The sequence below is a fragment of the Nonomuraea sp. JJY05 genome (genome assembly GCF_043496855.1).
Taxonomy (GTDB): domain Bacteria; phylum Actinomycetota; class Actinomycetes; order Streptosporangiales; family Streptosporangiaceae; genus Nonomuraea.
Genome location: NZ_JBIEIS010000002.1, coordinates 401,128 through 424,678, shown reverse-complemented (window position 1 = coordinate 424,678; position 23,551 = coordinate 401,128). Strand labels below are relative to the sequence as shown.

The 23,551-nt window shown below is 70.7% G+C and carries 19 protein-coding genes; 8 read left to right on the top strand and 11 right to left on the bottom strand.

Annotated elements, in window-relative coordinates:
• The first annotated feature begins 5 nt into the window (after positions 1-5).
• On the top strand, positions 6-836 hold the full coding sequence (locus ACFKCF_RS04115; RefSeq protein ID WP_394490715.1) for a PhzF family phenazine biosynthesis protein: 831 nt from the start codon (positions 6-8) through the stop codon (positions 834-836).
• On the opposite strand, the gene ACFKCF_RS04110 is transcribed toward ACFKCF_RS04115, so the two are convergent.
• From ACFKCF_RS04110 to ACFKCF_RS04085, 6 genes are all read right to left on the bottom strand, one after another.
• On the bottom strand, positions 814-1,656 hold the full coding sequence (locus tag ACFKCF_RS04110) for a biotin-dependent carboxyltransferase family protein (RefSeq protein ID WP_394490713.1): 843 nt from the start codon (positions 1,654-1,656) through the stop codon (positions 814-816). The genes ACFKCF_RS04115 and ACFKCF_RS04110 overlap by 23 nt on opposite strands.
• Positions 1,653-2,375, bottom strand: a complete 723-nt coding sequence (locus ACFKCF_RS04105; RefSeq protein ID WP_394490711.1) for an allophanate hydrolase subunit 1 — start codon at positions 2,373-2,375, stop codon at positions 1,653-1,655. The genes ACFKCF_RS04110 and ACFKCF_RS04105 overlap by 4 nt, the downstream gene beginning before the upstream one ends.
• Positions 2,372-3,127, bottom strand: a complete 756-nt coding sequence (locus ACFKCF_RS04100) for a LamB/YcsF family protein (protein ID WP_394490709.1) — start codon at positions 3,125-3,127, stop codon at positions 2,372-2,374. Before ACFKCF_RS04100 ends, ACFKCF_RS04105 begins: the two co-directional genes overlap by 4 nt.
• A 23-nt stretch (positions 3,128-3,150) precedes the next feature.
• Positions 3,151-3,921, bottom strand: coding sequence for a thioesterase family protein (locus ACFKCF_RS04095; protein WP_394490707.1), 771 nt, complete (start codon positions 3,919-3,921; stop codon positions 3,151-3,153).
• Positions 3,922-3,960: 39 nt separating this feature from the next.
• Positions 3,961-5,451, bottom strand: coding sequence for a hypothetical protein (locus ACFKCF_RS04090; protein ID WP_394490763.1), 1,491 nt, complete (start codon positions 5,449-5,451; stop codon positions 3,961-3,963).
• 175 nt (positions 5,452-5,626) lie between these two features.
• Positions 5,627-5,851 carry a hypothetical protein gene (locus ACFKCF_RS04085; protein ID WP_185078019.1) on the bottom strand — a complete coding sequence of 75 codons (225 nt, stop codon included), beginning with the start codon at positions 5,849-5,851 and terminating at the stop codon, positions 5,627-5,629.
• Between the two features lie 155 nt (positions 5,852-6,006).
• Here ACFKCF_RS04085 and ACFKCF_RS04080 point away from each other — a divergent pair, with 155 nt between their 5' ends.
• The 3 genes from ACFKCF_RS04080 to ACFKCF_RS04070 all read left to right on the top strand — a co-directional run bounded on the left by ACFKCF_RS04080 (position 6,007) and on the right by ACFKCF_RS04070 (position 10,808).
• Positions 6,007-6,570, top strand: coding sequence for an HhH-GPD-type base excision DNA repair protein (locus ACFKCF_RS04080; RefSeq protein WP_394490705.1), 564 nt, complete (start codon positions 6,007-6,009; stop codon positions 6,568-6,570).
• 246 nt (positions 6,571-6,816) lie between these two features.
• A complete protein-coding gene (locus tag ACFKCF_RS04075; RefSeq protein ID WP_394490703.1) occupies positions 6,817-8,913 on the top strand; it encodes a SpoIIE family protein phosphatase in 2,097 nt (698 codons plus the stop codon).
• A gap of 242 nt (positions 8,914-9,155) precedes the next feature.
• Positions 9,156-10,808: an RNA polymerase sigma factor gene (locus tag ACFKCF_RS04070; RefSeq protein ID WP_394490701.1), complete on the top strand. Its 1,653-nt coding sequence runs from the start codon at positions 9,156-9,158 to the stop codon at positions 10,806-10,808.
• Between the two features lie 681 nt (positions 10,809-11,489).
• Here the strand turns inward: ACFKCF_RS04070 and ACFKCF_RS04065 are convergent.
• Positions 11,490-12,236, bottom strand: a complete 747-nt coding sequence (locus ACFKCF_RS04065; RefSeq protein ID WP_394490699.1) for a YaaA family protein — start codon at positions 12,234-12,236, stop codon at positions 11,490-11,492.
• A 339-nt stretch (positions 12,237-12,575) separates the two neighbouring features.
• On the opposite strand from ACFKCF_RS04065, the gene ACFKCF_RS04060 reads away from it, so the two are divergent.
• Positions 12,576-13,316: a GNAT family N-acetyltransferase gene (locus tag ACFKCF_RS04060; RefSeq protein WP_394490697.1), complete on the top strand. Its 741-nt coding sequence runs from the start codon at positions 12,576-12,578 to the stop codon at positions 13,314-13,316.
• 693 nt (positions 13,317-14,009) lie between these two features.
• Here ACFKCF_RS04060 and ACFKCF_RS04055 read toward each other — a convergent pair.
• Positions 14,010-14,240: a hypothetical protein gene (locus tag ACFKCF_RS04055; RefSeq protein ID WP_043614520.1), complete on the bottom strand. Its 231-nt coding sequence runs from the start codon at positions 14,238-14,240 to the stop codon at positions 14,010-14,012.
• Between the two features lie 247 nt (positions 14,241-14,487).
• Here ACFKCF_RS04055 and ACFKCF_RS04050 point away from each other — a divergent pair, with 247 nt between their 5' ends.
• Positions 14,488-16,554, top strand: a complete 2,067-nt coding sequence (locus ACFKCF_RS04050) for a type IIA DNA topoisomerase subunit B (RefSeq protein WP_394490695.1) — start codon at positions 14,488-14,490, stop codon at positions 16,552-16,554.
• A 1,460-nt stretch (positions 16,555-18,014) separates the two neighbouring features.
• Here the strand turns inward: ACFKCF_RS04050 and ACFKCF_RS04045 are convergent.
• Positions 18,015-18,509, bottom strand: coding sequence for a beta-class carbonic anhydrase (locus ACFKCF_RS04045; RefSeq protein ID WP_394490693.1), 495 nt, complete (start codon positions 18,507-18,509; stop codon positions 18,015-18,017).
• Positions 18,510-18,648: 139 nt separating this feature from the next.
• Here ACFKCF_RS04045 and ACFKCF_RS04040 point away from each other — a divergent pair, with 139 nt between their 5' ends.
• Positions 18,649-18,966, top strand: coding sequence for a hypothetical protein (locus ACFKCF_RS04040; RefSeq protein ID WP_394490691.1), 318 nt, complete (start codon positions 18,649-18,651; stop codon positions 18,964-18,966).
• A 468-nt stretch (positions 18,967-19,434) separates the two neighbouring features.
• On the opposite strand, the gene ACFKCF_RS04035 is transcribed toward ACFKCF_RS04040, so the two are convergent.
• Positions 19,435-19,998 carry a thioredoxin family protein gene (locus ACFKCF_RS04035; RefSeq protein ID WP_394490689.1) on the bottom strand — a complete coding sequence of 188 codons (564 nt, stop codon included), beginning with the start codon at positions 19,996-19,998 and terminating at the stop codon, positions 19,435-19,437.
• 56 nt (positions 19,999-20,054) lie between these two features.
• Here ACFKCF_RS04035 and ACFKCF_RS04030 point away from each other — a divergent pair, with 56 nt between their 5' ends.
• The gene (locus ACFKCF_RS04030; protein WP_394490687.1) at positions 20,055-20,426 is read left to right on the top strand and encodes a VOC family protein; all 372 of its coding nucleotides are present in this window, start codon (positions 20,055-20,057) and stop codon (positions 20,424-20,426) included.
• 45 nt (positions 20,427-20,471) lie between these two features.
• On the opposite strand, the gene ACFKCF_RS04025 is transcribed toward ACFKCF_RS04030, so the two are convergent.
• Positions 20,472-23,492 (bottom strand): glycoside hydrolase family 3 N-terminal domain-containing protein, encoded by a 3,021-nt coding sequence (locus ACFKCF_RS04025; protein WP_394490685.1) that lies wholly within the window; start codon positions 23,490-23,492, stop codon positions 20,472-20,474.
• Between the last annotated feature and the right edge of the window lie 59 nt (positions 23,493-23,551).

Sequence of the window (23,551 nt, the reverse complement as noted above, 5' to 3'; positions counted from 1 at the left end):
GAAGTATGTTGCGCCCTTTCACCGAGGTTGACGTCTTCACCACCACCCCGTACCACGGGAACGCGCTCGCGGTCGTGCTCGACGGCCAGGGGCTGACGACGGAGCAGATGCAGCGCTTCGCCACCTGGACGAACCTGGCCGAGACCACCTTCGTGCTGCCGCCGACCACTCCTGAGGCCGACTACCGGGTGCGGATCTTCACCGCGTCCAAGGAATTGCCCTTCGCCGGGCACCCGACGCTCGGCACCTGCCACGCCTGGCTGGAGGCCGGGGGAGTGCCGCGCCAGGAGAGCGAGATCGTCCAGGAGTGCGGGGCCGGGCTGGTACGGGTCCGCAGGAGCGGCGACGGACTGGCCTTCCACGCCCCGCCCCTCGTGCGGTCGGGCCCTGTGGAGGAGCCGCTGGCCGGGCGGATCGCCGAGTCCCTCGGGATCGAGCGGGCCGACATCGTGGACCTGGAGTGGGCCGACAACGGCCCCGGCTGGATCGCGGTGCTCCTCGCCGACGCCGAGTCCGTGCTCGCGCTGCGCCCCGGCCTCGTCCCCAACTACCTGGGCGTGGCGGGCCCCTACCCCGAGGGGGCGCCGTGCGACTTCGAGGTGCGGGCGTTCACGCACGCGCACGGCTCCACCATCGAGGACCCGGTGACGGGCAGCCTCAACGCCTCCATGGCCCAGTGGCTGCTGCGCTCGGGCCGGGCCAAGGCCCCGTACGTGGCCAGCCAGGGCACGGTGCTCGGCTTCTCCGGCCGGGTGCACATCTCCACCGACGCCGAGGGGGACGTGTGGGTGGGCGGCTCCGTGCTGACCTGCGTCACCGGGCAGGTCGAACTGTGAACCGCACCTCGTCGCCCGGCCGCAGCTGGGCGGCGACCGGCAGGTCCGCCTCGCGTACGACGCCGATCACCGGGTAGCCGCCCGTCGGCGGGTGGTCGGCGAGGAAGACGATCGGCTGCCCGCTCGGCGGCACCTGGATCGCCCCGGTGACCATCCCCTCGCTCGGCAGCTCGCCCTCCTTGGCCCTGACCAGCTCGGCGCCGCTCAGCCGCACGCCGACGCGGTTGCTGTCCTGGCTCACGGAGTACGGCCGCGCGCACAGCTCGGCCAGCGCGTCCGGCACGAACCAGTCGTCCCGCGGCCCCGGCGTCACCCGCAGCACGGCGGGCCGGGGCCCGGGCGGCGGCGCCAGGTCGACGGAGATCACGCCTTCGGGCCGCCCGACGGGCAGCAGCGTGCCCGCCCGCAGCGGCTCCGGGCCCAGCCCGGACAGTGAGTCGGTGGAGCGGCTGCCGAGCACCGGCTCCACCGCGATCCCGCCGCGCACGGCCACATAGGTGCGCAGCCCCCACTCCGGCATGCCCAGCCGCAGCTCGGTGCCCTTCGCGACCCAGAACGGCGCCCCCATCCCGGCCGCGCTGTCCACCGGCGCGCCGGCCAGCGCCACCCACGCCCCGGCATGGAACAGCAGCCGCGCCATGCCGAACGTCAGCTCGATCCCCGCCAGCCCCTCCGGGTTGCCCACGAGCCTGTTGGCCAGCCGCAGGCTCGGCGCGTCGGCCGCCCCCGAGCGCGGCACCCCCAGATGAGCGAGCCCAGGCCGTCCCAGATCCTGCACGGTCGCGTACGGCCCAGCCGCCATGACCTCGATCGTGCTCATGGCCTTCCTCCGGAAGGCGGGTTCGGTCGCCCTTGACGCCGCCGTCTTCCCCCGTCGCTCTGGTCGCTGCGGCCCCGTCGCTCCTCCTCCAGACGGCGGCGCTCCCTCACCGGCTGAAACCGCACGCGCATGCCCGGCCTGAACAGCGAGGGCGGGTCGGCCGTCACGTCCCACACCCGCACCGAGGTGCGCCCGATCAGGCGCCACCCGCCCGGCGAGGCACTCGGATAGACCGCCGAGTACGGCCCCGCCACCGCCACCGACCCGGCCGGCACCGACGTACGCGGCGTGTCGAGCCTGGGCGTCTCCAGCACCGGATCCAGCCCCGTCAGATAGGCGAACCCCGGGGCGAACCCCAGCCATCCCACCACCAGCTCCCGCCCCGCGTGCCGGGAGACCACCTCGTCCACCGGGATCCCGGCCAGCGCCGCCACGGAATCGAGATCCGCCCCGTCATAGACGACGGGAATCGTCACGACCTCCCCCTCGGCGGCCCGCGCACCGGCCGTGTCCCGCTCGCGGCCGACGACGTCCGCCAGGAGCGACCGCAGCCGCGCCTGATCAGCCCCAGGAGCCACCACGAGCACCGTCTGGGGCCCGGGCACGATCTCCACCACCCCGGCCGGCAGATCGGCCCGCAGCGCCGCGTCCAGCCGGTGCGACAGCTCCAGCGAGCCGGTCTCCACGAGCAGCCCGTGCTCCCCGGCCGCCCGGATCACGCGAACGCCTGCAGGACCACCCCGGCCGCCAGCAACGCGTCCCGCACCCCCTGCGCCAGCCGGACGGCGTCAGGCGTGTCTCCGTGTACGCAGATGGAACGTGCCGAAACCTGGACGGAACTGCCGTCGACGGCCGTCACGGAGCCTTGCACGGCCATCCGGCACGCACGGTCGGCCACCGCGGCGGGGTCGTGGATCACCGCGCCCGGCTCCCTGCGCGACACCAGCGCCCCTCCGGGGGTGTACGCGCGGTCGGCGAACGCCTCGTTCACGGTCGGTACGCCCTCGGCGGCCGCCACCGCGTGCACCACGGAGCCGGGCAGCGTGAGCACCGGCAGCGAGGGGTCGTAGTCGGCCACCGCGTCGATCAGTGCCGCCGCCTGCACCTCGTCGCGGCAGATCCGGTTGTAGAGCGCGCCGTGCGGCTTGACGTAGGAGACGCGGCCGCCCATGGCCCTGGCGATGCCGTCGACGGCCGCGAGCTGGTACAGCACCTCGGCGCACAGCTCCTCAGGCTCGGCGTCCATCTCCCTGCGCCCGAAGTGCGCCAGGTCGCGATAGGACACCTGCGCGCCGATCGTCACCCCGCGGTCGACGGCCGCCGCGCACGTGCGCCTGATCGTCACGGGGTCGCCCGCGTGGAAGCCGCAGGCCACATTGGCGCTCGTGACGATGTCGAGCAGCGCGAGGTCGTCGCTGAGCCGCCAGACGCCGAACCCTTCACCCAGGTCGGCGTTGAGGTCGATCACCATGGCAGTAGAGGCTATCTCGGCGACTATCTCGGTGCGACGAACAACGTCTGGATCGCCGTGCCCACTTCGCCTGTCTCGTCGTACAGGGTGGACCGGGTCAGGCCCCTGCCGGCCGGGCCGACGACCGTGGCGGCGTCCATGCAGATCCACTCGCTCTCGGGGGCGCGGAACAGCGAGATGGTCAGGTCCACGTTAACGAACACATGCGTGTCGAAGCCGAGGGCGGCGCTGACGCCGTTGCCGCTGTCGGCGAAGGCCGCCAGGCGCTCCATCGGCGTGATCTCCTCGCCCTCGACCAGCGGGACCGTGAACCGGCCCCAGACCGTGGCCGGGCCGGGCCGCATGGGGTCGCCTTCGGCGAAACGCCAGTCGAGCGCCCGGCCGTACCCGAATCCCGAGCCGAGCCACGAGCGGGCGGTCTCTTCCGAGGGCGGCGGGACCGGCCGCGGCGGCCCGGGGACCGGCGAGGCGGGCGTGTCGGCCGTGCGGATGCGCCAGGCGCTGGCCCTGGCGTACTCGCGGCCGCCGGACGAGACGCTCGCCGACAGGCACTGCACGCGCTTGCCGTCGCGGGTCACGTCGGTGGCGATCTCCAGCTCGGCCACGGGCACGGGGGCGAACACGTCCACCACGAGCTTGGACAGTTCCAGGCCCGGGCGCGGCGCGGTGCGGGCCAGCTCGTGGACGATCAGGGCGGTGACCGGGCCCATGTGCTGGGCGTGCGGGTCCCACGGGCCCTGCGTGTGCTCGGAGGCCCGGTAACGCCCTTCGGCCAAGCGGGTGTACATCGCCATAGAAGAAAATTCTACGGCCGCCCGACGCAGGGACCGTTCCTAGAACTCGTCCGGGATGTCGGCGATGTCGTCCAGCGCCGCCGCCAGCTCGTCGGGGTCGCCGCCGATCCGCTCGGCGATCTCGATCAGCACGTGGAGCACGTCGTGGCGGTCGTGGCCGAGGTCGAGCAGGCGCTGCGCGGCCTCCCACAGCTGCGGCGGGTCGCCCTCCCACAGCCGGGTGGCGATCTCCTCGTGCCAGGCCAGGTGCTCCTGGTCGATCGTGCCGCCGTGGTCGATCTCGAGCAGCGTGCGGCGGTCCGCCTCGTCGGCGGGGTTGAGCTTGTCGAGCTCGATCCCGTTGTGCACGCCCTGCAGGTAGGGGAACGCGAAGGCCCGCCTGGCCAGCGCCGACAGGTCGCCGTCCGGCAGCAGCCGCTCCAGCAGCGGCCGGTCGAGCCCGAAGGACGTCGGGTCCCGGTACGCCTCGGGGAACTTGCCGATCGCCTCCCACACCGCGTCCAGCGTGGCCTTGAGCCCCTGCTCCGGCAGGCCCGTGCGGTGGGCGGCGAAGCGCACCCACGCCGACAGCACGTGCGGCATCGCCTCCTGCTCGGCCACGCTCAGCATCACCTTGCGCGGCAGCCAGTCGAGCAGGAACGTCTCACATTTGGTCGGGCTGACCCGCAGCGGACGGTTGAAGTCCTGGTCGCAGCCGTAGTCGATGATGTGGTCGGCGCAGCGCGAGGCCGCCGACGGGTCGGACAGGTGCTCGGCCGCGTCGGAGGCCAGGAACTCGGCCGCCAGCATGGCCCGCCGCTCCCTGCTGTACGGGGCCTCGGTGTGCCGCGGAGCCGGCCGCTTGCGCCCGGGAGGCAGCGCCTTGAGCCTGGCGCGGGCGAAGGCGTGGTAGGCGCTGTAGCTGTCGCTCACCGGCGGCGGCGTCTTCGGCTCCCTGGTGGCCTTCATGGCCGACTCCAGCAGCGCCCTGGCCTGCTCGGGCTCGAGCTCCTCGAACAGCAGCAGCGGATTGCCCGCCGCCTCGGCCCTGGCCTGCTCCAGCAGCTTGTCGACCTGCGAGGACACCCAGGCGTCGCGGGCCATGCCGCTCATGTTGTAGTCGACCACCATGACGAGCGCGTGCCGGTCGACGGGCAGCGAGTCCTCGTCCCAGCGGTAGGCGAAGGTGCAGATCACCGTGTCCTGGTCGCCGTAGGAGTCGCGCGAGACGTAACAGCCCGCCGGCTTGACCGCGCCCACCCGGTCGGCCCAGCCCGGCCTGGCCACGCCCGACTCCATCATCGCCAGCGCCGCGCCCTCGGCCTTGGCGCCCTGGCGGGCCGTGCCGAGGTAGGCCAGGCAGATGAGCAGCGTCAACGAGGCAGGCGTGCCGGCCTTGGCGGCGTAGTCGACCAATCCCTCCCCGAGCACCTGCTCCACGTCGCCGCCCCTGACCCGCCTGCCCCACCAGGCTCCGATCATGTCGGAGACCATCAGCTCCGCGTCGAGAGGGGTGCGAACGGCGAGCAGCTCGCGAGCCGCCTGCACCATCTCCTTGAACACGTCGTCTGGCGGGGTGCTCTCCCGGGGATCTCGTCGGTGTCGGCGCACACCCTCACTCTCTCGTATTCCAGGCGCAAACGGTGCGTAGAACTCAGCCTGGTGACCCCGATGTTATCGGGGACTTCTGGATGGGACTTAACTGGACTTCCGGGCTTTTGTTTGTCTACCGGGAACTTCGGGGCGGAGGCGCTGAGTTGACGATCGCGAGCAGGTGCTCGCGAGCGATGCGCTCCACGATCTCCGGCGTCGCCGAGACGCCAAGATGCTGCGCACACGCGCACACGTCGGCCACGCAGCGGTCGATCGTGTCCACGGGCACGGTCAGGAACTCTTCGGCCAGCCTGAGACTGACCGGTTCCCGCAGGAACCGTGTGGCCAGAGCGAGCATAGAAGTGAGATTCCCTCTGGAGACCCGGGGGCAAACCCCCAGGAATGTCGGCAGGGCGACTTGCGCTCTCATTTCACCTTTTCTCGGGCGGCTGTCAAGCCTCCGCGGCGGTTGTGTTCACTTCACCCGGTGCCCATTCGTGCGAAGCTGTCTCCATGCGCATCCAGCTCGCCCAGCGGAGCGAGGCAGACGAGCTCCTCGGCCGCAGCCCGCTCGCCCTGCTCGTCGGCATGCTGCTCGACCAGCAGATCCCCATGGAATGGGCGTTCACGGGGCCATATACGATCTCCCAGCGGCTGGGCCACGACCTGACCGCAGGAGAGATCGCCTCCTACGACCCGGAGGCGTTCGTGGCGCTGCTGGCCGAGAAGCCGGCCGTGCACCGCTACCCCAAGTCCATGGCGGCCCGGGTCCAGCAGCTCGCCGCCTACCTCGTCGAGCACTACGACGGCCAGCCGGAGAAGCTGTGGGCAGACGCCACCGACGGCAAAGAGTTGCTGAAACGACTGATGGCCCTGCCGGGATACGGCAAACAGAAGGCCCAGATTTTTCTGGCATTGCTGGGGAAGCAGTTGGAGGTCCAGCCGCCGGGCTGGCGGGAAGCGGCCGGACACTATGGCGAGGAGGGGTCGAGCCGGTCGGTCGCCGACGTGGTCGACGCCGACAGCCTGGCCCGAGTGCGAGCCTTCAAGCAGGAGGCGAAGCGCGCGGCGAAGTAGTTGGGGCCGGGGTCTCGGCCCCGGCGATCGAGCGCTGTAACCTGATCTTGCTGCGCAACGTGGAGCGACTTTGACAGGATGCGTAGACCCTAAAGGCGACCGGGCCGCGGCGGGGGCTTCCGTCCGCACATGCCCATCGCCGATGATGTACTGCAGAATCCGGTCGCCCGGAGCTGCGCTACGCCGATACACAGTTATGGAGATGTGCCGCGTGGGAGACCCTGGCACGCGACGGAGGTGCGGACCATGAGCGCCGAGACCTCCGTTCCCCGTCCCCGGGAGTCGGATGTGGACATCTCGGACTCCGCTCTGTTCAAGGGCATGCTGTCGGAGGCCGAGTTCGCCTTCGCGTTCTTCGACGGCGATGGCCGCATCCAGCGGGTCAACGACGTGTTCAGCGACGTCGTCAACGTGCCGGCCGAGCGCATGGCCGGCAGGCAGCCGGTCGAGGTGCTGGCCGCCGACCTCAGTCAGATCATCACCCACGCCGTGCAGGCCGTCATCGAGACCGACGCGCCCGTCACCGAGGGCCGCGTACGCGTGCGGACGGCGGAGGGCGACACCAGGCACTGGTCGCTGTCGTTCTCGCCGGTCCACGACGAGGCGGCGGGCGAGCTGCGCGCGATCGCGCTCGTCGGGCTCGACGTGACCGAGAGCCGCCAGACCGAGGAGGCGCTGCGCCGCAGCGAGGAGCGCTACCGCTCGCTCGTCGAGGCGCAGTCGCAGCTGGTCTGGATCACCTCGCCCACCGGCGCGGTCGTCGAGGACGCTCCCCAGTGGCGCGCCATCACCGGCCAGGGCCTGGAGGAATACCTCGCCAACGGCTGGCTGGAGGTCGTCCACCCCGAAGAGCGCCAGCAGACCGAGGAGGCCTGGAGGGAGGCGCTGCGCGGGCGCACCATGTTCGAGTGGAACTACCGCGTGCGCACCCGGGCCAGCGGCTACCGCCACTTCGAGGTCCGGGCGGTGCCGATCATCAGGCACGGCCGGGTCGTGGAGTGGGTCGGCGCCAACACCGACGTCACCCCGCAGCGCGAGGCCGAGGAGATGCGCGGCAGGCTGACCGACCAGCTTGGCGCCGCCGCCCTGCGCACCGCCCGGCTCCAGGGCGCGACGGCCCAGCTGGCCGAGGCCCTGACGGTCGAGCAGGTGGTGCAGGTCATCATCGACGTGGGCCGCACCGCCCTGGCCGCCGACCGCTCGGCCGTGGCGCTGCTCGACCCTGACCGCGCGGCCCTCAAGCTGATCAACGGCGAGGGCATCATGGAGGCCTCCGGGATCACCGGTGACGAGATCCCGCTGTCCCACTCCAACGTGATGACCATGGCCGTCAACAGCCGCCGGCCGGTCTTCGCCGAGTCGCCCGAGTCGCTGAAGGCCCAGCTGCTCGAGGCGGGCGACGACGAGGAGATCCTGGCCAACTTCATCACCCACGGTGACGAGCGCGCCTGGGTGGGCCTGCCGCTGCTGGCGGCGGGGCGGGCTCTGGGAGCGCTCCGATTCTCCTTCACCAGGCCGGTGAAGATCTCCCAGGAGGACGGCGTCTTCCTGGAGGCGCTGGCCGGCCAGTGCGCGCTGGCGGTCGAGCGGGCCACGCTGTTCGAGCGCGAGCACCGCACCGCCGAGACGCTCCAGCGCAGCCTGCTGCCCGACCGCCTGCCCGTGATCAAGGGCCTCGTGCTGGCCCAGCGCTTCCGCTCCGGCAGCCGCCACGTCCAGGTCGGCGGCGACTGGTACGACGCGTTCGTGCTGCAGGACGGGCGGGTCGCGGCGGTCGTCGGCGACGTCATGGGCAAGGGCGTCAAGGCCGCGGCGGGCATGGGCCGCATCCGCAACGCCATGCGGGCGCTGGCGCTGACCAACCCGCCGCCCGCGGCCGTGCTGACCGGCCTCGACCGGGTCTTCGAGGCCACGGAAGAGGAAGAACAGGTCACGACTTTGGCGTACATGGTCGTGGAGCCGGTCACCGGCGAGGGCACTCTGGCCCTGGCCGGCCACCCGCCGCCCGTCCTGGTTTCGCCGCAGGGCACGGCGATCCTGTCCGACGGTGAGCCCGGCACTCCGCTAGGCTGGCCGACCAGCCGCAGGCAGTTCCGGTTCGTGGTGCCGCCCGGCCATACCGCCGTGCTCTACTCCGACGGTCTCGTCGAGAACAGGAAGCGCGGGCTGGATGCCGGGTTGGCAGACCTTTGCAGTGTTGTGACCGAAGCCCCGCCTGAAGTTGTGAGTAGTCCGCATATGTTGCTGGACTTCCTGGTTGACCGGATGTTGTCTGGATATGAACAGGATGATGACGTTACCGCGCTAGCAATTCACGTCCCGCCAGCCACGAAGAGTGACTGAATGAAACAGTCATAACGGTTGCTTTCGGGTATCAGTGCCCCGCTTACGTACGCACTACTGTCTCGGTCGGCCTAGGGTGGAGGTCAACCGCCGGGAGGTGGCCGTATGGAGCGCGGGGTCGTGCCAGAATGCTGTGCAGGTCCGTCGCGGTCCGCACGGCCTCACCGATCTCCGAGAGAGGCAACAGCCCCCCAGCGGGCATCTGGGTCCATAGTCGCCACGCGTTCGTTCGAGAGGTGTTCGTGTCGCCTGCAAGTTCGACTCGCTCGAAGCCACAAGAGCTGAACGAGCCCGTCATTCAGCGACTGCTCGAGCGTGGGCGCTCGCAGGGTTTCCTCGAGTCTGAGGATGTTCGTCAGGCCTTCGAGGAGGCGGACATCCCCATGTCGCACGCCGCCGCGTTCTTGCGGAACCTCAGCAAAGAGGGCGTGACCGTGGTGGTGACCGCCGCGGATTCGGCTGCGCCGAAGAAGTCTCGTGGTCCAGCAAAGCGCCGCACCGCTGCCCCCGTCAAGACCAAGACGGCGGCGGCCGCCAAAGAGCAGCAGCCCGAGACCGTGACCGCGGTCGTGGGCACCGCTGAAGCCGAGCCGGCCGCCAAGAAGGCGGCCCCTGCCAAGAAGGCCGCCCCGGCGGCGAAGAAGGCCGCGGCTCCCGCCGCCGCCAAGAAGGCCGAGCCGAAGAGCGCTGGGCCTGCCGAGACCAAGCCGAAGCCCGAGTCCCGGGCTGACGCGGACGACGACGAGGACATCGAGCTCGACGGCGACGTGGAGCTGGAGGACCTCGAGGACATCGAGGTCGACGACGAGGAGATCGTGGGCGAGGACTCCGACTCCGAAGGCGACGACGAGTCCGAGGACGACGCCGAGGCCGAGCCCAAGCCCTCCGAGGTCGCCGCGTCCGCGAAGAGTGAGGACGAGGTCCTCATCCTGTCCGACGACGACGATGACGCCCCGGTCGCCCAGGTGGCCGCCGCCGGCGCCACCGCCGACCCGGTCAAGGACTACCTCAAGCAGATCGGCAAGGTCCCCCTACTCAACGCCGAGCAGGAGGTCGAGCTCGCCAAGCGCATCGAGGCGGGCCTGTTCGCCGAGGAGCAGCTCGGCGGCGGGGAGACCGAGGGGCTGCCGGTCGACGTCAAGGCCGAGCTGGAGTGGATCGCCGAGGACGGTCGCCGGGCCAAGAACCACCTGCTGGAGGCCAACCTCCGGCTCGTGGTCTCGCTGGCCAAGCGCTACACCGGCCGCGGCATGCTCTTCCTCGACCTGATCCAGGAAGGCAACCTGGGCCTGATCAGGGCCGTCGAGAAGTTCGACTACACCAAGGGTTACAAGTTCTCCACCTACGCCACGTGGTGGATCCGGCAGGCGATCACGCGTGCCATGGCCGACCAGGCGCGGACCATCCGCATCCCGGTCCACATGGTCGAAGTGATCAACAAGCTGGCCCGCGTCCAGCGGCAGATGCTGCAGGACCTGGGCCGCGAGCCCACGCCGGAAGAGCTGGCCCGCGAGCTGGACATGACGCCCGAGAAGGTCGTCGAGGTCCAGAAGTACGGCCGTGAGCCCATCTCTCTCCACACCCCGCTGGGTGAGGAGGGCGACAGCGAGTTCGGCGACCTCATCGAGGACTCCGAAGCCATCGTCCCAGCCGACGCCGTCAGCTTCACGCTGCTCCAGGAGCAGCTGCACTCCGTTCTCGACACGTTGTCGGAGCGGGAGGCGGGCGTCGTCTCGATGCGCTTCGGTCTCACCGACGGGCAGCCGAAGACGCTGGACGAGATCGGCAAGGTTTACGGGGTCACCCGTGAGCGCATCCGCCAGATCGAGTCGAAGACCATGTCCAAGCTGCGCCACCCCTCGCGCTCCCAGGTCCTCCGGGACTACTTGGACTGACCCCGCACGAATCCCCCGCCCCGCCCGGTCCTTCCGCGCGGGGCGGCGGCTTTTCCCCACCGATCTGCTCCACCACTTCGCCGCCCCCGCCCTCGGCCCCGCATTGTCGGTGGCGGTGGCCCACTGCTGTCCCCTCGGCCGCATTCTCCTGGGGCCCACGCCACACCGCCGGCGGCATTCTCCTGGGCCCGCGCCACACCGCCGGCGGCATTCTCCTGGGCCCGCGCCACACCGCCGGCGGCATCCGCCGCACTACCGGCAGCCCCGCCACCGCATCGTCTATGGCTTGTCGCATTGCCATGCCTGCGCCCCCTGCACCAATGCCGCCTCTGGACACTCCCGGGCGCTCGCCGTCGCACTACGGGACGCTCTCGGTCACCAGCGCCCGCGCATATCCAGCGTCGCAGCCGTGCGACACGCCCGGACGGCGCACGATCGTGCGACACGCCCGGACGACCCCCGACCGTGCGACACGCCCGGACGACCCCCGACCGTGCGACACGCCCGGACAACCCGCGACCGTGCGACACGCCCGGGTGCTGCGCCGATGATCGTGTCCCGCAGCCGCAACTTCCCCCCTCCGCGCCCCGGCCCGGATGCAGCAACCGCCTGAGGGTCGCTGCTACGGACGGTCACTGGCGAAAGGCGATCATGCAGGCCCGCCTATGAACAGCGACACCCTTATGCCGGGTCGGTGACGTGCACGTCGAGGGCCCAGGGGCGGTTGGCGCGGGCGGGCTCGGCCAGGTCGACGGTGTAGCCCAGGGCATCGAGGGTCTTGGCCAGCTCATCAGGGGTCTCCGGGGCGGTGTCGTGCCGCAGAAGAGCTCGGGCGATCTCGCCCCGGGTCGCCTTCGCCATATGGCTGACGACCTTGCCGTCCCTGAACACCCGTACCGTCACCGACCGCGCCCCAGGCTGCCAGGCGTTCGCATATGTGGCCGAACGGAGATCCACCACCAGCCCCGAGACCCGGTCCAGCTCCTTGGCGATCAACGGACGCCAGAACGTGGCCAGCCCTCCCAGAAGCGGAAGATTGACGCCCATCGAGAGCCGGTACGGCGGGATGAGGTCTGTGATTCTCACCACACCCCACAGGCCGGAGAAGATCAGCACCGACTCCTCCGCCCGCCTCCGCGCCTCGTCGTCGAGGGTGCCCAGCCCGAGGTTGTCGTAGAGGACGCCGGTGTAGAGCTCGGCGGCGGGCAAGGTTGGGGCGGTCTTGAGGGCGGCGTTCTTGGCCAGCTCGCCCGCCAGCCCGGGCGTGAGACCGAGCACGTCGAGGGCGTCGCGACGCTTGGAGGCGCGTACGAGCGCGTTCAGCACGCGCTTGCGGGCCTTGTCGAGGGCGGGGAAGGACAGCTCGCCGACGGGCGGCCCGCTGCCTTCGGGCGCCTTCCCCTCGGACGGCGGCAACAGGATCAGCACAACCCCCTACCTTATTGCCCCTGGTCGGAGGCTCTCCCGCCGTCCCCGTCACGATCTTTTACGGTGGCCCAAGCCGGCACCACCCGCCGATCATGGCCGGGCCCTGTCCAGGGTGACGCTCACCGGGCGGACGCGGCCGGCCGCCGCAACGGCGCCCACTGGGCCGCGTTCTTCGCCGAGTCATCAGCCTCGGGCGCAGGCTCCCGGCGTAGCGGCGAGTCTTGCTCCGGCATCGGTCCGCCCCAGCGGCACGCCGTTGAAGCGTTCAGTGAGGGCTTCGGCCCGGGCGAGCGGCATGCGGGAAGGTTGGCGTATTCGGGGGTCGGCTAGGCTGCGCGGGTGAATTTCGACCTCCTTGTCCATGAGGCCTGGCCCGCCTACGAGCAGCGCGTTCATGACGGCTGGGTGCTTCGTTACGCCGGTGGCGTGACCAAGCGGGCCAACTCGGTACTCCCTCTGGAGGAGCCCGCCGACCTGGACGCGGCCATCGAGGCGGCGGAGGCCTTCTACGGGGAGCGCGGGCAGCGTTGCGTCTTCTCCCTGGGCCCGAACGCCACGCCCGGGCTGGACGAGGAGCTGGAGCGGAGAGGCTATGAGCTGGTCGATCCGACCGTCATCATGGCCGGCTCGCCCGCCGGCCCGCCGCCCGCTCACAAGGTGAGGATCGAGGACCGGCCGTGGCAGGGCTGGCTGGAGACGTGGTGGGCCGTGGACGGTCGTTACGGCACCGGGTTCGAGGAAGCGGAGCGCATCTGCACCGGGGTGCCCGCCTGGTATGCGGCGTTCGAGGAGGACGGCGTGGCGCTGGCCGTCGGCCGGGCCGTGCCCCAGGCCGACACGTACGGTGCGTCTCGGGGCGAGGCTTCCTCGCAGAGTGACACTCTCGGGATCTACTGCATGGCCACCCTGCCCCAGGCCCGCCGCCGTGGATTGGCCCGTACGGTCATCCGGGCGCTTGTGCGGCATGCGGGTGCGACATCCGCCTACTTGGTCACCACGGCCCCGAACCTGGCCGCGCAGGCGCTCTATCGCGGTGAAGGGTTCGAGATCGTGGACCGGTACCACTACCGGGTTCGCTGACCGGCCGCGCGGTTGATCCGGGCGCGGACGCGTCGCCATCGGACCCGGTGGTCCTGCGGCTCTGGCGTCCTGCGATGCGGCAGATTCGGACGCCGACGCAACATGCGGACGGCAGCGCGCCCGCCGAGACACCTGCGCGCGGAGTGCTGGTGACACACTCACCGAGACGCCTGCGCGGAGTGCTGGTGACACGCCCACCGAGACGCCTGCGCACGAGGGATGGCGGCACGCTCGCGGGATTGACAGTGCGCCCAAGCTGCGTGTCCGTGTATGTGCGCACCCGTATGTCTATGCGCATACCTGGGTGTCTGCCTGCAAAGCGGGCACGGCTGTCGCAAAGACGCGTGGTTGCCCGCACACCCGCGTGTTCGCCCGCACACCGGGGTGTCTGCCGTACACCCGCGTGTCTGCCGTACACCCGCGTGTTTGCGCGCACACCGGCGTGCTTGCCGCACACCCGGGTGTTTGCCCGCACACTCGCGTGCTTGCCCATGAAAGCTGCGCGTCTGTAGTGAAGCCGCGTGTGTGCGGGCGGAGCAGTCGGACTGCGTGCATACCGCCGCCATCCGGGCATATCTGCGTGTCCACGGGCAAATCCGAGCGGCGGAATGCAGAACGGCGGCCCCGGGCGGTGCCGGGGTCGCCGTGCTGCGTGTCGCTATATGTGGTTATCTCAGCACGACAGGCGCTGGGTCAGCGCTCGTCGTTGGGGGCAATTGAAGGGGTTTCGCTGAGTCGAGCCGACTCGTCCAGGATGTCGGCACCCTTTTCGCGCAGCGCTGCGATGTGCTGACGCCCGTGGTGGGCGCAGAACAGCAACTCCCCACCCACAGGCAGGGTCGCGCGAATGTAGGCCTGGGCGCCGCAGCGGTCGCAGCGGTCGAGGGCCGTCAGCGGCTTAACGGGGGCGAGAGCTCCAGTCACGTATCGCCTTTCGGGTCACCCCCGCCGAAGCGAGGATCTGGCGTCAGTCACTTGGAACAACATCTAACCGGACGTGGACGTTCCCAACCGCCCGCTCTCTACGCCCAGAGCGGAATGTGTCCCAAAGTAATGACGATCAGCCGGTTGGTAACGGCAAACGTGTCGGCATGGCAAGCTTGTACGCGCGCGTGTGGGAAGAACGGTAGGCTACGCACACGTGTTCGATGCCTAGACCAGGGGAGCTGGAGTGACGCTAGTGGAGGCGGGTTACACGGCTCGTCACCTGTCGGTGCTTGAGGGCCTGGAAGCAGTTCGCAAGCGCCCTGGCATGTACATCGGGTCCACCGACAGCCGCGGGCTGATGCACTGCCTCTGGGAGATCGTGGACAACGGCGTCGACGAGGCGCTGGCGGGTCATTGTGACCGCATCGAGGTCGAGCTCTACGCCGACGGCTCCATCGAGGTGCGCGACAACGGCCGGGGCATCCCTGTCGACATCGAGCCCAAGACCGGTCTGGCCGGGGTCGAGCTCGTTTATACCAAGCTGCACGCGGGCGGCAAGTTCGGCGGCGGCTCCTACGGCGCGTCCGGCGGCCTGCACGGTGTCGGCGCCTCCGTGGTCAACGCCCTGTCCTCGCGGGTCGACGTCGAGGTCGACCGCGACGGCCAGATACACGAGATCAGTTTCCGCCGCGGCGTCCCCGGCATCTTCGACGGCCCTGGGCCCACCGCGAAGTTCAAGAAGAAGTCCGGCCTGCGCATCGGCGACAAGCTCCCCAAGAACGTCACCGGCACCCGCGTGCGCTTCTGGGCCGACAAGCAGATCTTCCTGCCCGACGCCGAGGTCTCGCTCGACGAGATCCACGTGCGCCTGCGGCAGACCGCGTTCCTGGTGCCCGGCCTGACCCTGGCCGTCTATGACAGCAGGCACGAGGAGCGCACCGAGGAGGAGTTCCGCTTCGACGGCGGCATCTCCGAGTTCACCGAGTTCCTGGCCCGCGACGAAGCCGTGTGCGAGGTGCTGCGGCTGCAGGGCATGGGCCACTTCCACGAGACCGTGCCGGTCCTCGACGACCAGGGCCACATGACGCCCACCGAGGTGCAGCGCGAGCTCACCGTCGACGTGGCGATCCGCTGGGGCAAGGGCTACGAGTCGACCGTCCGCTCGTTCGTCAACGTGATCGCCACCCCCAAGGGCGGCACCCACCTGACCGGGTTCGAGCGCGGCCTGGTGCGCACGATCAACGAGTTGCTGCGCGAGACGCGGCTGCTGAAGAACGGCGACGACCCCGTCACCAAGGACGACATCTCCGAGGGCCTGACCGGCGTGGTCACGGTCCGGGTGCCGGAGCCGCAGTTCGAGGGCCAGACCAAGGAGGTGCTCGGCACCTCGGCGGCCACCCGCATCGTCTCCCACGTGGTCTCCCGCGAGCTGCGGGAGCTGTTCACCAACCCGCCGCGCGGCTTCAAGCAGCCGCTGCGCGCCGTTCTCGAGAAGATCGTCGCCGCGGCCAAGGCCCGCATCGCGGCCCGCGAGCACCGCGACAACCAGCGGCGCAAGAGCGCGCTGGAAAACTCGGCGCTCCCGGCGAAGCTGGTCGACTGCCGCAGCGACGGCATCGACCGCAGCGAGCTGTTCATCGTCGAGGGCGACTCGGCGCTCGGCACGGCCAAGCTGGCCCGCGACTCGGAGTTCCAGGCGCTGCTGCCGATCCGGGGCAAGATCCTCAACGTCCAGAAGGCGTCCGTGAGCGACATGCTCAAGAACGCCGAGTGCGCCGCCATCATCCAGGTCGTCGGGGCCGGGTCCGGGCGCTCGTTCGACATCGAGGCCGCCCGCTACGGCAAGGTCATCCTCATGGCCGACGCCGACGTGGACGGCGCCCACATCCGCTGCCTCCTGCTGACCCTCTTCCACCGCTACATGCGGCCGATGGTCGAGGCGGGGCGCGTGTTCGCCGCAGTTCCGCCGCTGCACCGCATCGAGCTGACCAACCCCGGGCGCGGCAAGGAGAAGTACATCTACTGCTACTCGGACGCCGAGCTGCAGAAGGTGCTGCGAGATCTCGAACGCCGGGGCAAGCGGTGGAAGGACCCCGTGCAGCGCTACAAGGGTCTGGGCGAGATGGACGCCGACCAGCTGGCCGAGACGACCATGGACCCGCGCCACCGCATCCTGCGCCGGGTCCGCATCGAGGACGTCGAGGAGGCCGAGGCCATCTTCAACCTGCTCATGGGCAGCGAGGTGGCGCCTCGGCGGGAGTTCATCGTCAACAGCGCCGCGGAGGTCGACCGCGACCACATCGACGCCTAGCCGCGTTCTGGTCGGTGAGGCCCGGCACGCGGCTGACGCCCGGGAGCCCCGGCGGTCCGCAGCTCGCGGCTGGGCGACTGTTGCCCAGAAGGCGGCTGGCGGCTGGAATGCCGTCCGGGATCGTGGTTGGCCGGCTGGGAGACCGTTCGGAGTCGCGGTAGGGCGGCTGGGAGGCCGTCCAGGGTCGTGGTTGGCCGGCTAGGGCGCCGTCCGGGGCCGCGGTAGGGCGGCTGGGAGGCCGTCCGGGGTCGAGGTCGGCCGGCTGGGATGCCGTCCGGGCCACGGTTGGGCAGCCGAGGCGCCATCCGGGGTGTGGTGGGCGGCTAAGAACCCGCTTGGGATCGCGGCAGGCCGGCTGGGAAACCGCGCCCGGGAGGCGGTCCGAGAGCAAGCTGGGCGGGCTTGGGGCATTCCTGGAGGGCGTGCAGGTCGCTCGGGGCGTCCTGAGGCATGCAGGCGCGCCTCTGAGGCGCCTGTAGGGCCGTTTGACGATCACCCGGGGTCCTGGGCAGGGATGCGGCTCAGCGCGGCCTCTCGGGCCTCTCGGGGCTCGGACACGCGGAGCGGGGGCTTGCTGGTCCCCTGTGTGCAGGCTACGCCGCCTCGCACGATCCTGAGGCTCGCGATGCTGGAGCCTGCCCGCCTGCCCGCCTGCCCGCCTGCCCGCCTGCCCGCCTGCCCGCCTGCCCGTCTGTCCGGCTGTCCGCCTGTCCGTCTGTCCGGTCCGCCTGTTCCGGATACTGCCGCCTTGGGCGTGCTCACGATCTGGGGGCTTGCTTGGGTGAGGGCGGGCTCGGGGCTTCTGGCATGGGGGTGCTGGCCGCTGGTGTGCGGGGCTGGCCGGTTGTGGTGGGTTGAGGGCTTCAGGGCGCGGGTTGCCTGGTCGGCTGGGTTACTGGCGTGCGGTTGGGGGCAGCGCGCTCAAAGATCCTGGTGTGCGGGTGGGTGCAGCGAGCTCGAAGTTTCTGGTGTGCGGGCTGCTCGGTCGGGATGGCTCGGACGCTCCAGGGCGGGACGGGTAAGCGTCGGAGAGGGACTCATCAGCGCGGCGAGTCAGGCGGGACTGGTGAGCGCCGCTAGTCCAGAGGGACTTATCAGCGCGGCGAATCACAGAGGGACGGGTGAGCGGCGCGAGGGGTGTGCGTCCACGGGCTTCGGTCGCAGCGGCTCAGGCAGCCTCACATCGACGGTGAGCTTGCCCACAACCGCAGTAGCCACAGCGCCCCCAAGTCGCCGCAGCACTGGGGGAGGGCTCCGATCACCCGACGCGCCCGGGAGGGTGGGTCCGGGTGCGTGTGGCCGTTCATCTCTGCGCGCGTGTCCGGACGTGCGCGTGGGAGGGTGGGTCCGGGTGCGTGTGGCCGTTTACCTCTGCGCGCGTGTCCGGACATGGACATGGACGTGGGAGGGCGGGCCCGGTCGTGTGCGGCCGGGCGGTCGCTCACCTCGGCTGAACTCTCTCAGAACTCCACAGGCGTCAGGCGCCCCGTGCGGACGTCGTAGATGGCTCCCGCGATCGGCATGCCCTCCGGCAGGAACGGGCTGGTCCTGATGCGGGTGAGGTCGTGGCGGAGTGCCTCGTTCTGATCCGGGACCGTGTGGAATTCGAGACTCCGGGTGTCCACCCCGCGTTCCTGGGTGAGGTTGTGGACGTCCGAGTCGGTGACCTTGGCCATGCCGCAGTCCGTGTGGGGCATGACGAGGACGCGTTCCACCCCGAGCAGGTAGACGGCCAGTACCAGGGTGCGCAGGACGTCGTCCGTGACGCGGGCGCCCGCGTTACGCAAGATCTTGGCGTCGCCGGGCTTCAGGCCCAGCAGGCCGAGCGGGTCGATGCGGGAGTCCATGCAGGTCACGACGGCCAACCCGCGGCCGGCGCGGCCGGTGAGGCCGGAGTTCCCGAACTTCTTGGCGAACTTCGCGTTGGCGGCATACAGGTCGTCGAACGCACTCATGCAACAAATGATGCACTGCGCCCCAAAGCCAGTGATGGACGGGGTGGCGACTGGCTGGAGTTGGCAAACGTCCCACGAAAAACCGTCACCTTGGGTGATGATGTCGTAGCCGTATGTACGTGATCGAAGAAGGTTAGTCGTGAGTAGGTCCGAATCGCTCGCTGCGTATCTCCGTGCCCAAGCCCGGCGCCGCCTCGACCGCGTGGAGTCCAAGGACGGGGGTCGCAACGCCAGGCTGGCCCTGGCTCTCCTCGACACTGCCGTCTACGCGGCCAGCCTGCCCGACGACGACCCGCTGATCCTTATGCTGGACCAGGCGGGCTGTTACGGGCCTCTGGGGTGCGAGAGCTTCGACCCCGGTGAGGCGGGCAACCGGCTGATCCGCCACTGGGACGGCGGCGAGCCGCACGAACTGCTGCTGGCCCTCCCGCCCGCCGTAAGCGCCGCCGGCACCTGAGTGCCCGCCGTCAGTGCCGCCGGCGCCTGAGCGCCCACCCGTCAGTGCCGCCGGCGCCTGAACGCCCACCCGTCAGCGCCGTCGGCGCCTGAGCGGTCAGGACGCCCACGTACCACCACTCGCTGTCCGCACGGCCGCCACTCGGCCACATGGGTTAGGCCGGGTGTCGCCGACCTGCACGGGGTCGAGGCACAGGGCGCGGGGTCGAGGCACAATGCGCGGGCGTGAGGAATAGGGCGCTGTGCCCCCGACGGGCCGATGGCCGTCGGGAGCCGGTCCCGCGCCACGGCCTTCCACGTGCTCCTCCACCCCGCCGAACGCGGCGGTCGAGCTCGTGGCGAGGTCTCCTCGTGAAACCTTCGCCCTAGACTTCGGCGTACGTGCCGGTCGAGCTCGTGGCGCCGTCTCCTCGTAGAACCCCCCACCCTCGACCCTGTCGAACGGCGGCCGGGATGCGAAGCCGGAGAATCACGCGGGAGCGTTGCCCGGCTTCCACTTGATGCCGCAGCCGAGCGACGGGTTCTGCTCCTCGGGCACCGGCTCGCCCTCGAGCACCGCGTCGATGGCCGCGCGCAGCGACTCGCCGGTCACCGGCACCGAGTTGCCCGGCCTGGCCCCGTCGAACTCACCCCGGTAGACGAGCTGCAGGTGCCCGTCGTACAGGAAGAAGTCCGGCGTGCACGCCGCCCGGTAGGCCTTGGCGACCTCCTGGGTGTCGTCCAGCAGGTACGGGAACGCGAACCCCGCCCGGGCGGCCTGCTCGGCCAGGTGTACCGGATCGTCGTCCGGGTAATTCACGCTGTCGTTGCTGCAGATCGCGACGATCGAGAGCCTGGCGCCGTAGTCGGCGGCCAGGGCGCCGAGGCCCTGCTCGATGTGCCGCACGTAAGGGCAGTGGTTGGAGAGGAAGACCACCAGAGTGGCGGGTGAGCCCTTGAGATCCCCGAGTGAGACGCTGCCGCCGTCGATGGCGGTCAGGTCGAACGCGGGTGCTGGGGTGCCGAGCGGCACCATGTACGAGTTGGCAGCCATGGCATCCATTCTTGTCTGCGGACGTGCCCGCAAAACGAATCTGAGAGGTGAATCGAGTGAGTGGCATCGCGGAGTTCCGCACGGTCGTGCTCGACTGTCCCGACCCCAAGGGGCTGGCCGAGTTCTACTCCCGGCTGCTGGGATGGCCCATCACCCACGCGGACGACGACTGGGTGGTGGTGAGCGACGGTGGGCCTCCCAAGCGGGTGGCGTTCCAGCTCGCGCCTGACTTCCGGCCGCCCACCTGGCCGGATCCGGAACGGCCCCAGCAGTTCCACCTCGACGTGACGGTTGTCGACATGGAGGAGGCGGAGAAGCAGGTGCTCGAGATCGGCGCGACCAAGCACGAGCACCAGCCGGCCGAGGACGACAGCTTCCGGGTGTTCCTGGATCCGGCCGGACACCCGTTCTGCCTCTGCCGCGACTGACACGAGGGGCTGCCCCCGCCCCGGCGGGAGCAGCCCCTCACTGCCTCAGCGGGCGGCCTGGGCCAGCAGGTCCACCGCCTTCCTCAGGTTGCCCGAGGCCAGCTCGTGGTCGGCCGCCGCCTGCAGGTCGGGCCGCCTGCCCGCGCTCTGCGCGACGTCCCTGGCCACCGACACGACGGCGTCGTCCACGGTGTACGCGTCCGTCTTCGACCGTTCGAGCAGCGTCGCGGCCGTGGCCAGGGCGCCCAGGACGGCCCGCGCGTCACGTACGGACCCGTCGGCGTTCCAGGCGCGCGCGGGCAGCGCGAGGACCAGCGAGGCGGCCTTGGAGAAGCCGTCACCGGAGGCGAGCCGGTCGCGCGCCGCCTTGAGCCGGTCGCGGGCCCGGTCGGTACGTAGCCCCCACCCGTAGGGCCAGAGCGGGTCATAAGCCGCGTCGCCCACGTTGATCGGCAGCTGCGCCACCGAGCGGAACCACGTGAACGGCAGCCGCCCCGTGTACGGGACCGCCCCGAACAGCGGTTCGGCCACCCCCGCGCCCTCGGTGCCCGGCAGCCAGGAGGCCACCACGGCCTCGACGCCCGACAGGTCGCCGAGCTGCAGCGGACGCCCGGAGACGACCAGGACCGCGCACTTCATCGCCCCGCACACCTTGTCGATCGCGGCCCGGTCGGCGGCCGACAGGTCGAGGGTGCGCCCGGCGCGGCCCACGTCGCCCTGCCCCTCGGCGTACGGGGTCTCGCCCACCACCACGACGCCCACGTCGTGCCCGGCCAGGTCGGCCGAGGCGTCGCGCGAGTACGTCACCGCGGACGCGCGGGAGCGGATGGCCGACAGGATCGTGGTGCCGGGGGTGATCGGCCCGGACGAGCCCTGCCAGGTGATCGTCCAGCCGCCGGCCTGGTTGCCGATGTCGTCGGCGTTCGAGCCGGCCACGTAGATCCTGGCGTCACGGCGCAGGGGGAGCAGGGCGCCGTCGTTCTTCAGCAGCACCTGCGACCTGGCCGCCGCCGTGCGCGCGACCGCCCGGTGCGCCGCCGAGCCGACGTCGCCGATCCCCGACCGGTCGGCGTAGGGGTGCTCGAACAGCCCCAGCCGGAACTTCTGGGTCAGGATCCTGGCCACCGCGTCGTCCACCCGGCCGAGCGGCACGCGCCCGGCCTCGACCTCGGCCTTCAGCGTGCTCTCGAAGGCCGGATAGGCGTACGGCACCATGATCATGTCGAGCCCGGCGTTGACGGAGGTCCGCACGTCGCTCGGGTAGTCGCCGGGGATCTGGTCGATGGCCTGCCAGTCGCTGATCACGAACCCCTTGAAGCCCAGCCGGCCCTTGAGCACGTCGGTGATCAGCTCCTTGTGGGCGTGCATCTTGAGCGGGCCGTCGCCGAAGTCGACGCTGGAGAACGACGGCATGACGGTGGCCACGCCGCGCCTGACCGCCTCCACGAACGGCGCCAGATGGACCGCCTCCAGCTCCTGGCGGCCGACCTTGGTGACGCCCTGGTCGATCGTGTAGTCGCCGCTCGTCGAGGAGCCGTACGCGGTGCCGCCGTCGCCGACGTAGTGCTTGGCCGTGGCCAGCACCCCGTTGTCCTGCAGGCCGTCGATGACCGTGGCCATCCGCGACACCAGCGCCGGGTCCTCCCCGAACGACTCGTACGCCCGCCCCCACCGGTCGTCGCGCGACACGCACAGGCACGGCGCGAAGTCCCACGGGACGCCGGTGGCCTTGACCTCGCGGGCGGTGATCTCGCCCGCCCGCTCGACGAGGTCGGGGTCGCGGGTGGCCCCCATGCCCACGTTGTGGGGGAAGATCGTCGCCCCGACCACGTTGTTGTGGCCGTGCACGGCGTCCACGCCGTAGATCAGCGGCACCTGGAGCCGGGTCCGCTGCGCCTGGAGCTGGAACGCGTCGATCATGTCGGCCCACGCCCGCGGCGTGTTGGACGAGGGCGTGGAGCCGCCGCCCGACAGCAGGGAGCCGAGCACGTACGTGGCGATGTCGCTCTGCTTGCCCAGCGCGCCGCGCTCGGCCTGCGTCATCTGCCCGATCTTCTCGTCCAGCGTCATCCGCTTGAGCAGGTCGGCGACGCGTTCCTTGATCGGTTTGCGGGGGTTCAGGTAGGGGAGGCCGTGCGCGTTGATCACGATTGCCGGCGCCTCGGCCGGGGGCCTGGTGCCCGTGCCGGACAGCTCGATCGGGACGGTCTCGGCGACCTCGTCCTGGCCGTCCTTCAGCGTCCTGACCGTGAACGCCCTGGCGGCCCCGGACGCCGTTCCCGCGGGGAACGTCAGCGTGCCTTCGACGGGCGTGTAGTCGCCGCCGGGGGTCGCGGTGCCCGTACCGGTCCTGTAGGTCACGGCCAGGTCGGCGGGCAGGGGCCGGCCGTCGGCGGTGGCGACGGTGACGCTGACCTTGGCCTCGCCCTTCTCGTTCACCGGGTAGACGGGCCGGTCGGTGGACAGCCTGACCGGGCGCGGGGGAGCGGTCCCGTAGAGCTCGACCTGGTCCCACTCCAGCGTGCCCTGCGAGGCGGCCGGGAGCCGCATCGAGTAGCCCCACATGGCGACCAGGTCCAGCTCGCCGTCGGACGGCGCGCCGCCGGGCTGGTAGTCGGTGCGCCTGGTGAAGCTGCCGAACGGCACCTTCACCTGCCGCCAGCCCGCCGTGTCGTCGGTGAACGACGACTCGAACAGCTCGGCGGCGCCCGCCCCGCCGCCGCCGTCCTTGACCTCGAAGAAGATCTTCTGGCCCGAGGCGGCGCCGTTCACCCAGAAGGAGAAGCCCTCGTACGGGGACCAGTCCTGGGTGGCGGCCAGATCGTGCGACCAGCCGCCCCACTGGCTCACGTTGTAGACCGACTTGAGCACCCGGTTGGTCGCCGGGGCTCCCGGCCTGCCGGGGCTCGGCTCGATCGTGAGCGCGGGGGTCGAGGCGGCGTCGTTGCCCCAGGCGTACACGCCTGAGGGGACGCTGTCCGACTCGAAATCGGTGATCGTGAGCGGGTCGGCGGCGGCAGCCGGCCGTGGTGCGACGATCAGGGCGGCGGCGAGGGAAAGAGCCACCCATAACGGGGGCCTGGATCGGAACACGGTACCTCCAGTCGGAGAGAGAGCGCTCTCTC

Bases quoted from the DNA above. Each gene is read 5' to 3' on its own strand.
- ACFKCF_RS04090 (WP_394490763.1), bottom strand. From the start codon at position 5,451: ATGGTGCAGGCGGCTCGCGAGCTGCTCGCCGTTCGCACCCCTCTCGAC.
- ACFKCF_RS04035 (WP_394490689.1), bottom strand. From the start codon at position 19,998: ATGGCTGCCAACTCGTACATGGTGCCGCTCGGCACCCCAGCACCCGCG.
- ACFKCF_RS04115 (WP_394490715.1), top strand. From the start codon at position 6: ATGTTGCGCCCTTTCACCGAGGTTGACGTCTTCACCACCACCCCGTAC.
- ACFKCF_RS04095 (WP_394490707.1), bottom strand. From the start codon at position 3,921: ATGGCGATGTACACCCGCTTGGCCGAAGGGCGTTACCGGGCCTCCGAG.
- ACFKCF_RS04080 (WP_394490705.1), top strand. From the start codon at position 6,007: ATGCGCATCCAGCTCGCCCAGCGGAGCGAGGCAGACGAGCTCCTCGGC.
- ACFKCF_RS04045 (WP_394490693.1), bottom strand. From the start codon at position 18,509: ATGAGTGCGTTCGACGACCTGTATGCCGCCAACGCGAAGTTCGCCAAG.
- ACFKCF_RS04085 (WP_185078019.1), bottom strand. From the start codon at position 5,851: ATGCTCGCTCTGGCCACACGGTTCCTGCGGGAACCGGTCAGTCTCAGG.
- ACFKCF_RS04075 (WP_394490703.1), top strand. From the start codon at position 6,817: ATGAGCGCCGAGACCTCCGTTCCCCGTCCCCGGGAGTCGGATGTGGAC.
- ACFKCF_RS04110 (WP_394490713.1), bottom strand. From the start codon at position 1,656: ATGAGCACGATCGAGGTCATGGCGGCTGGGCCGTACGCGACCGTGCAG.
- ACFKCF_RS04100 (WP_394490709.1), bottom strand. From the start codon at position 3,127: ATGGTGATCGACCTCAACGCCGACCTGGGTGAAGGGTTCGGCGTCTGG.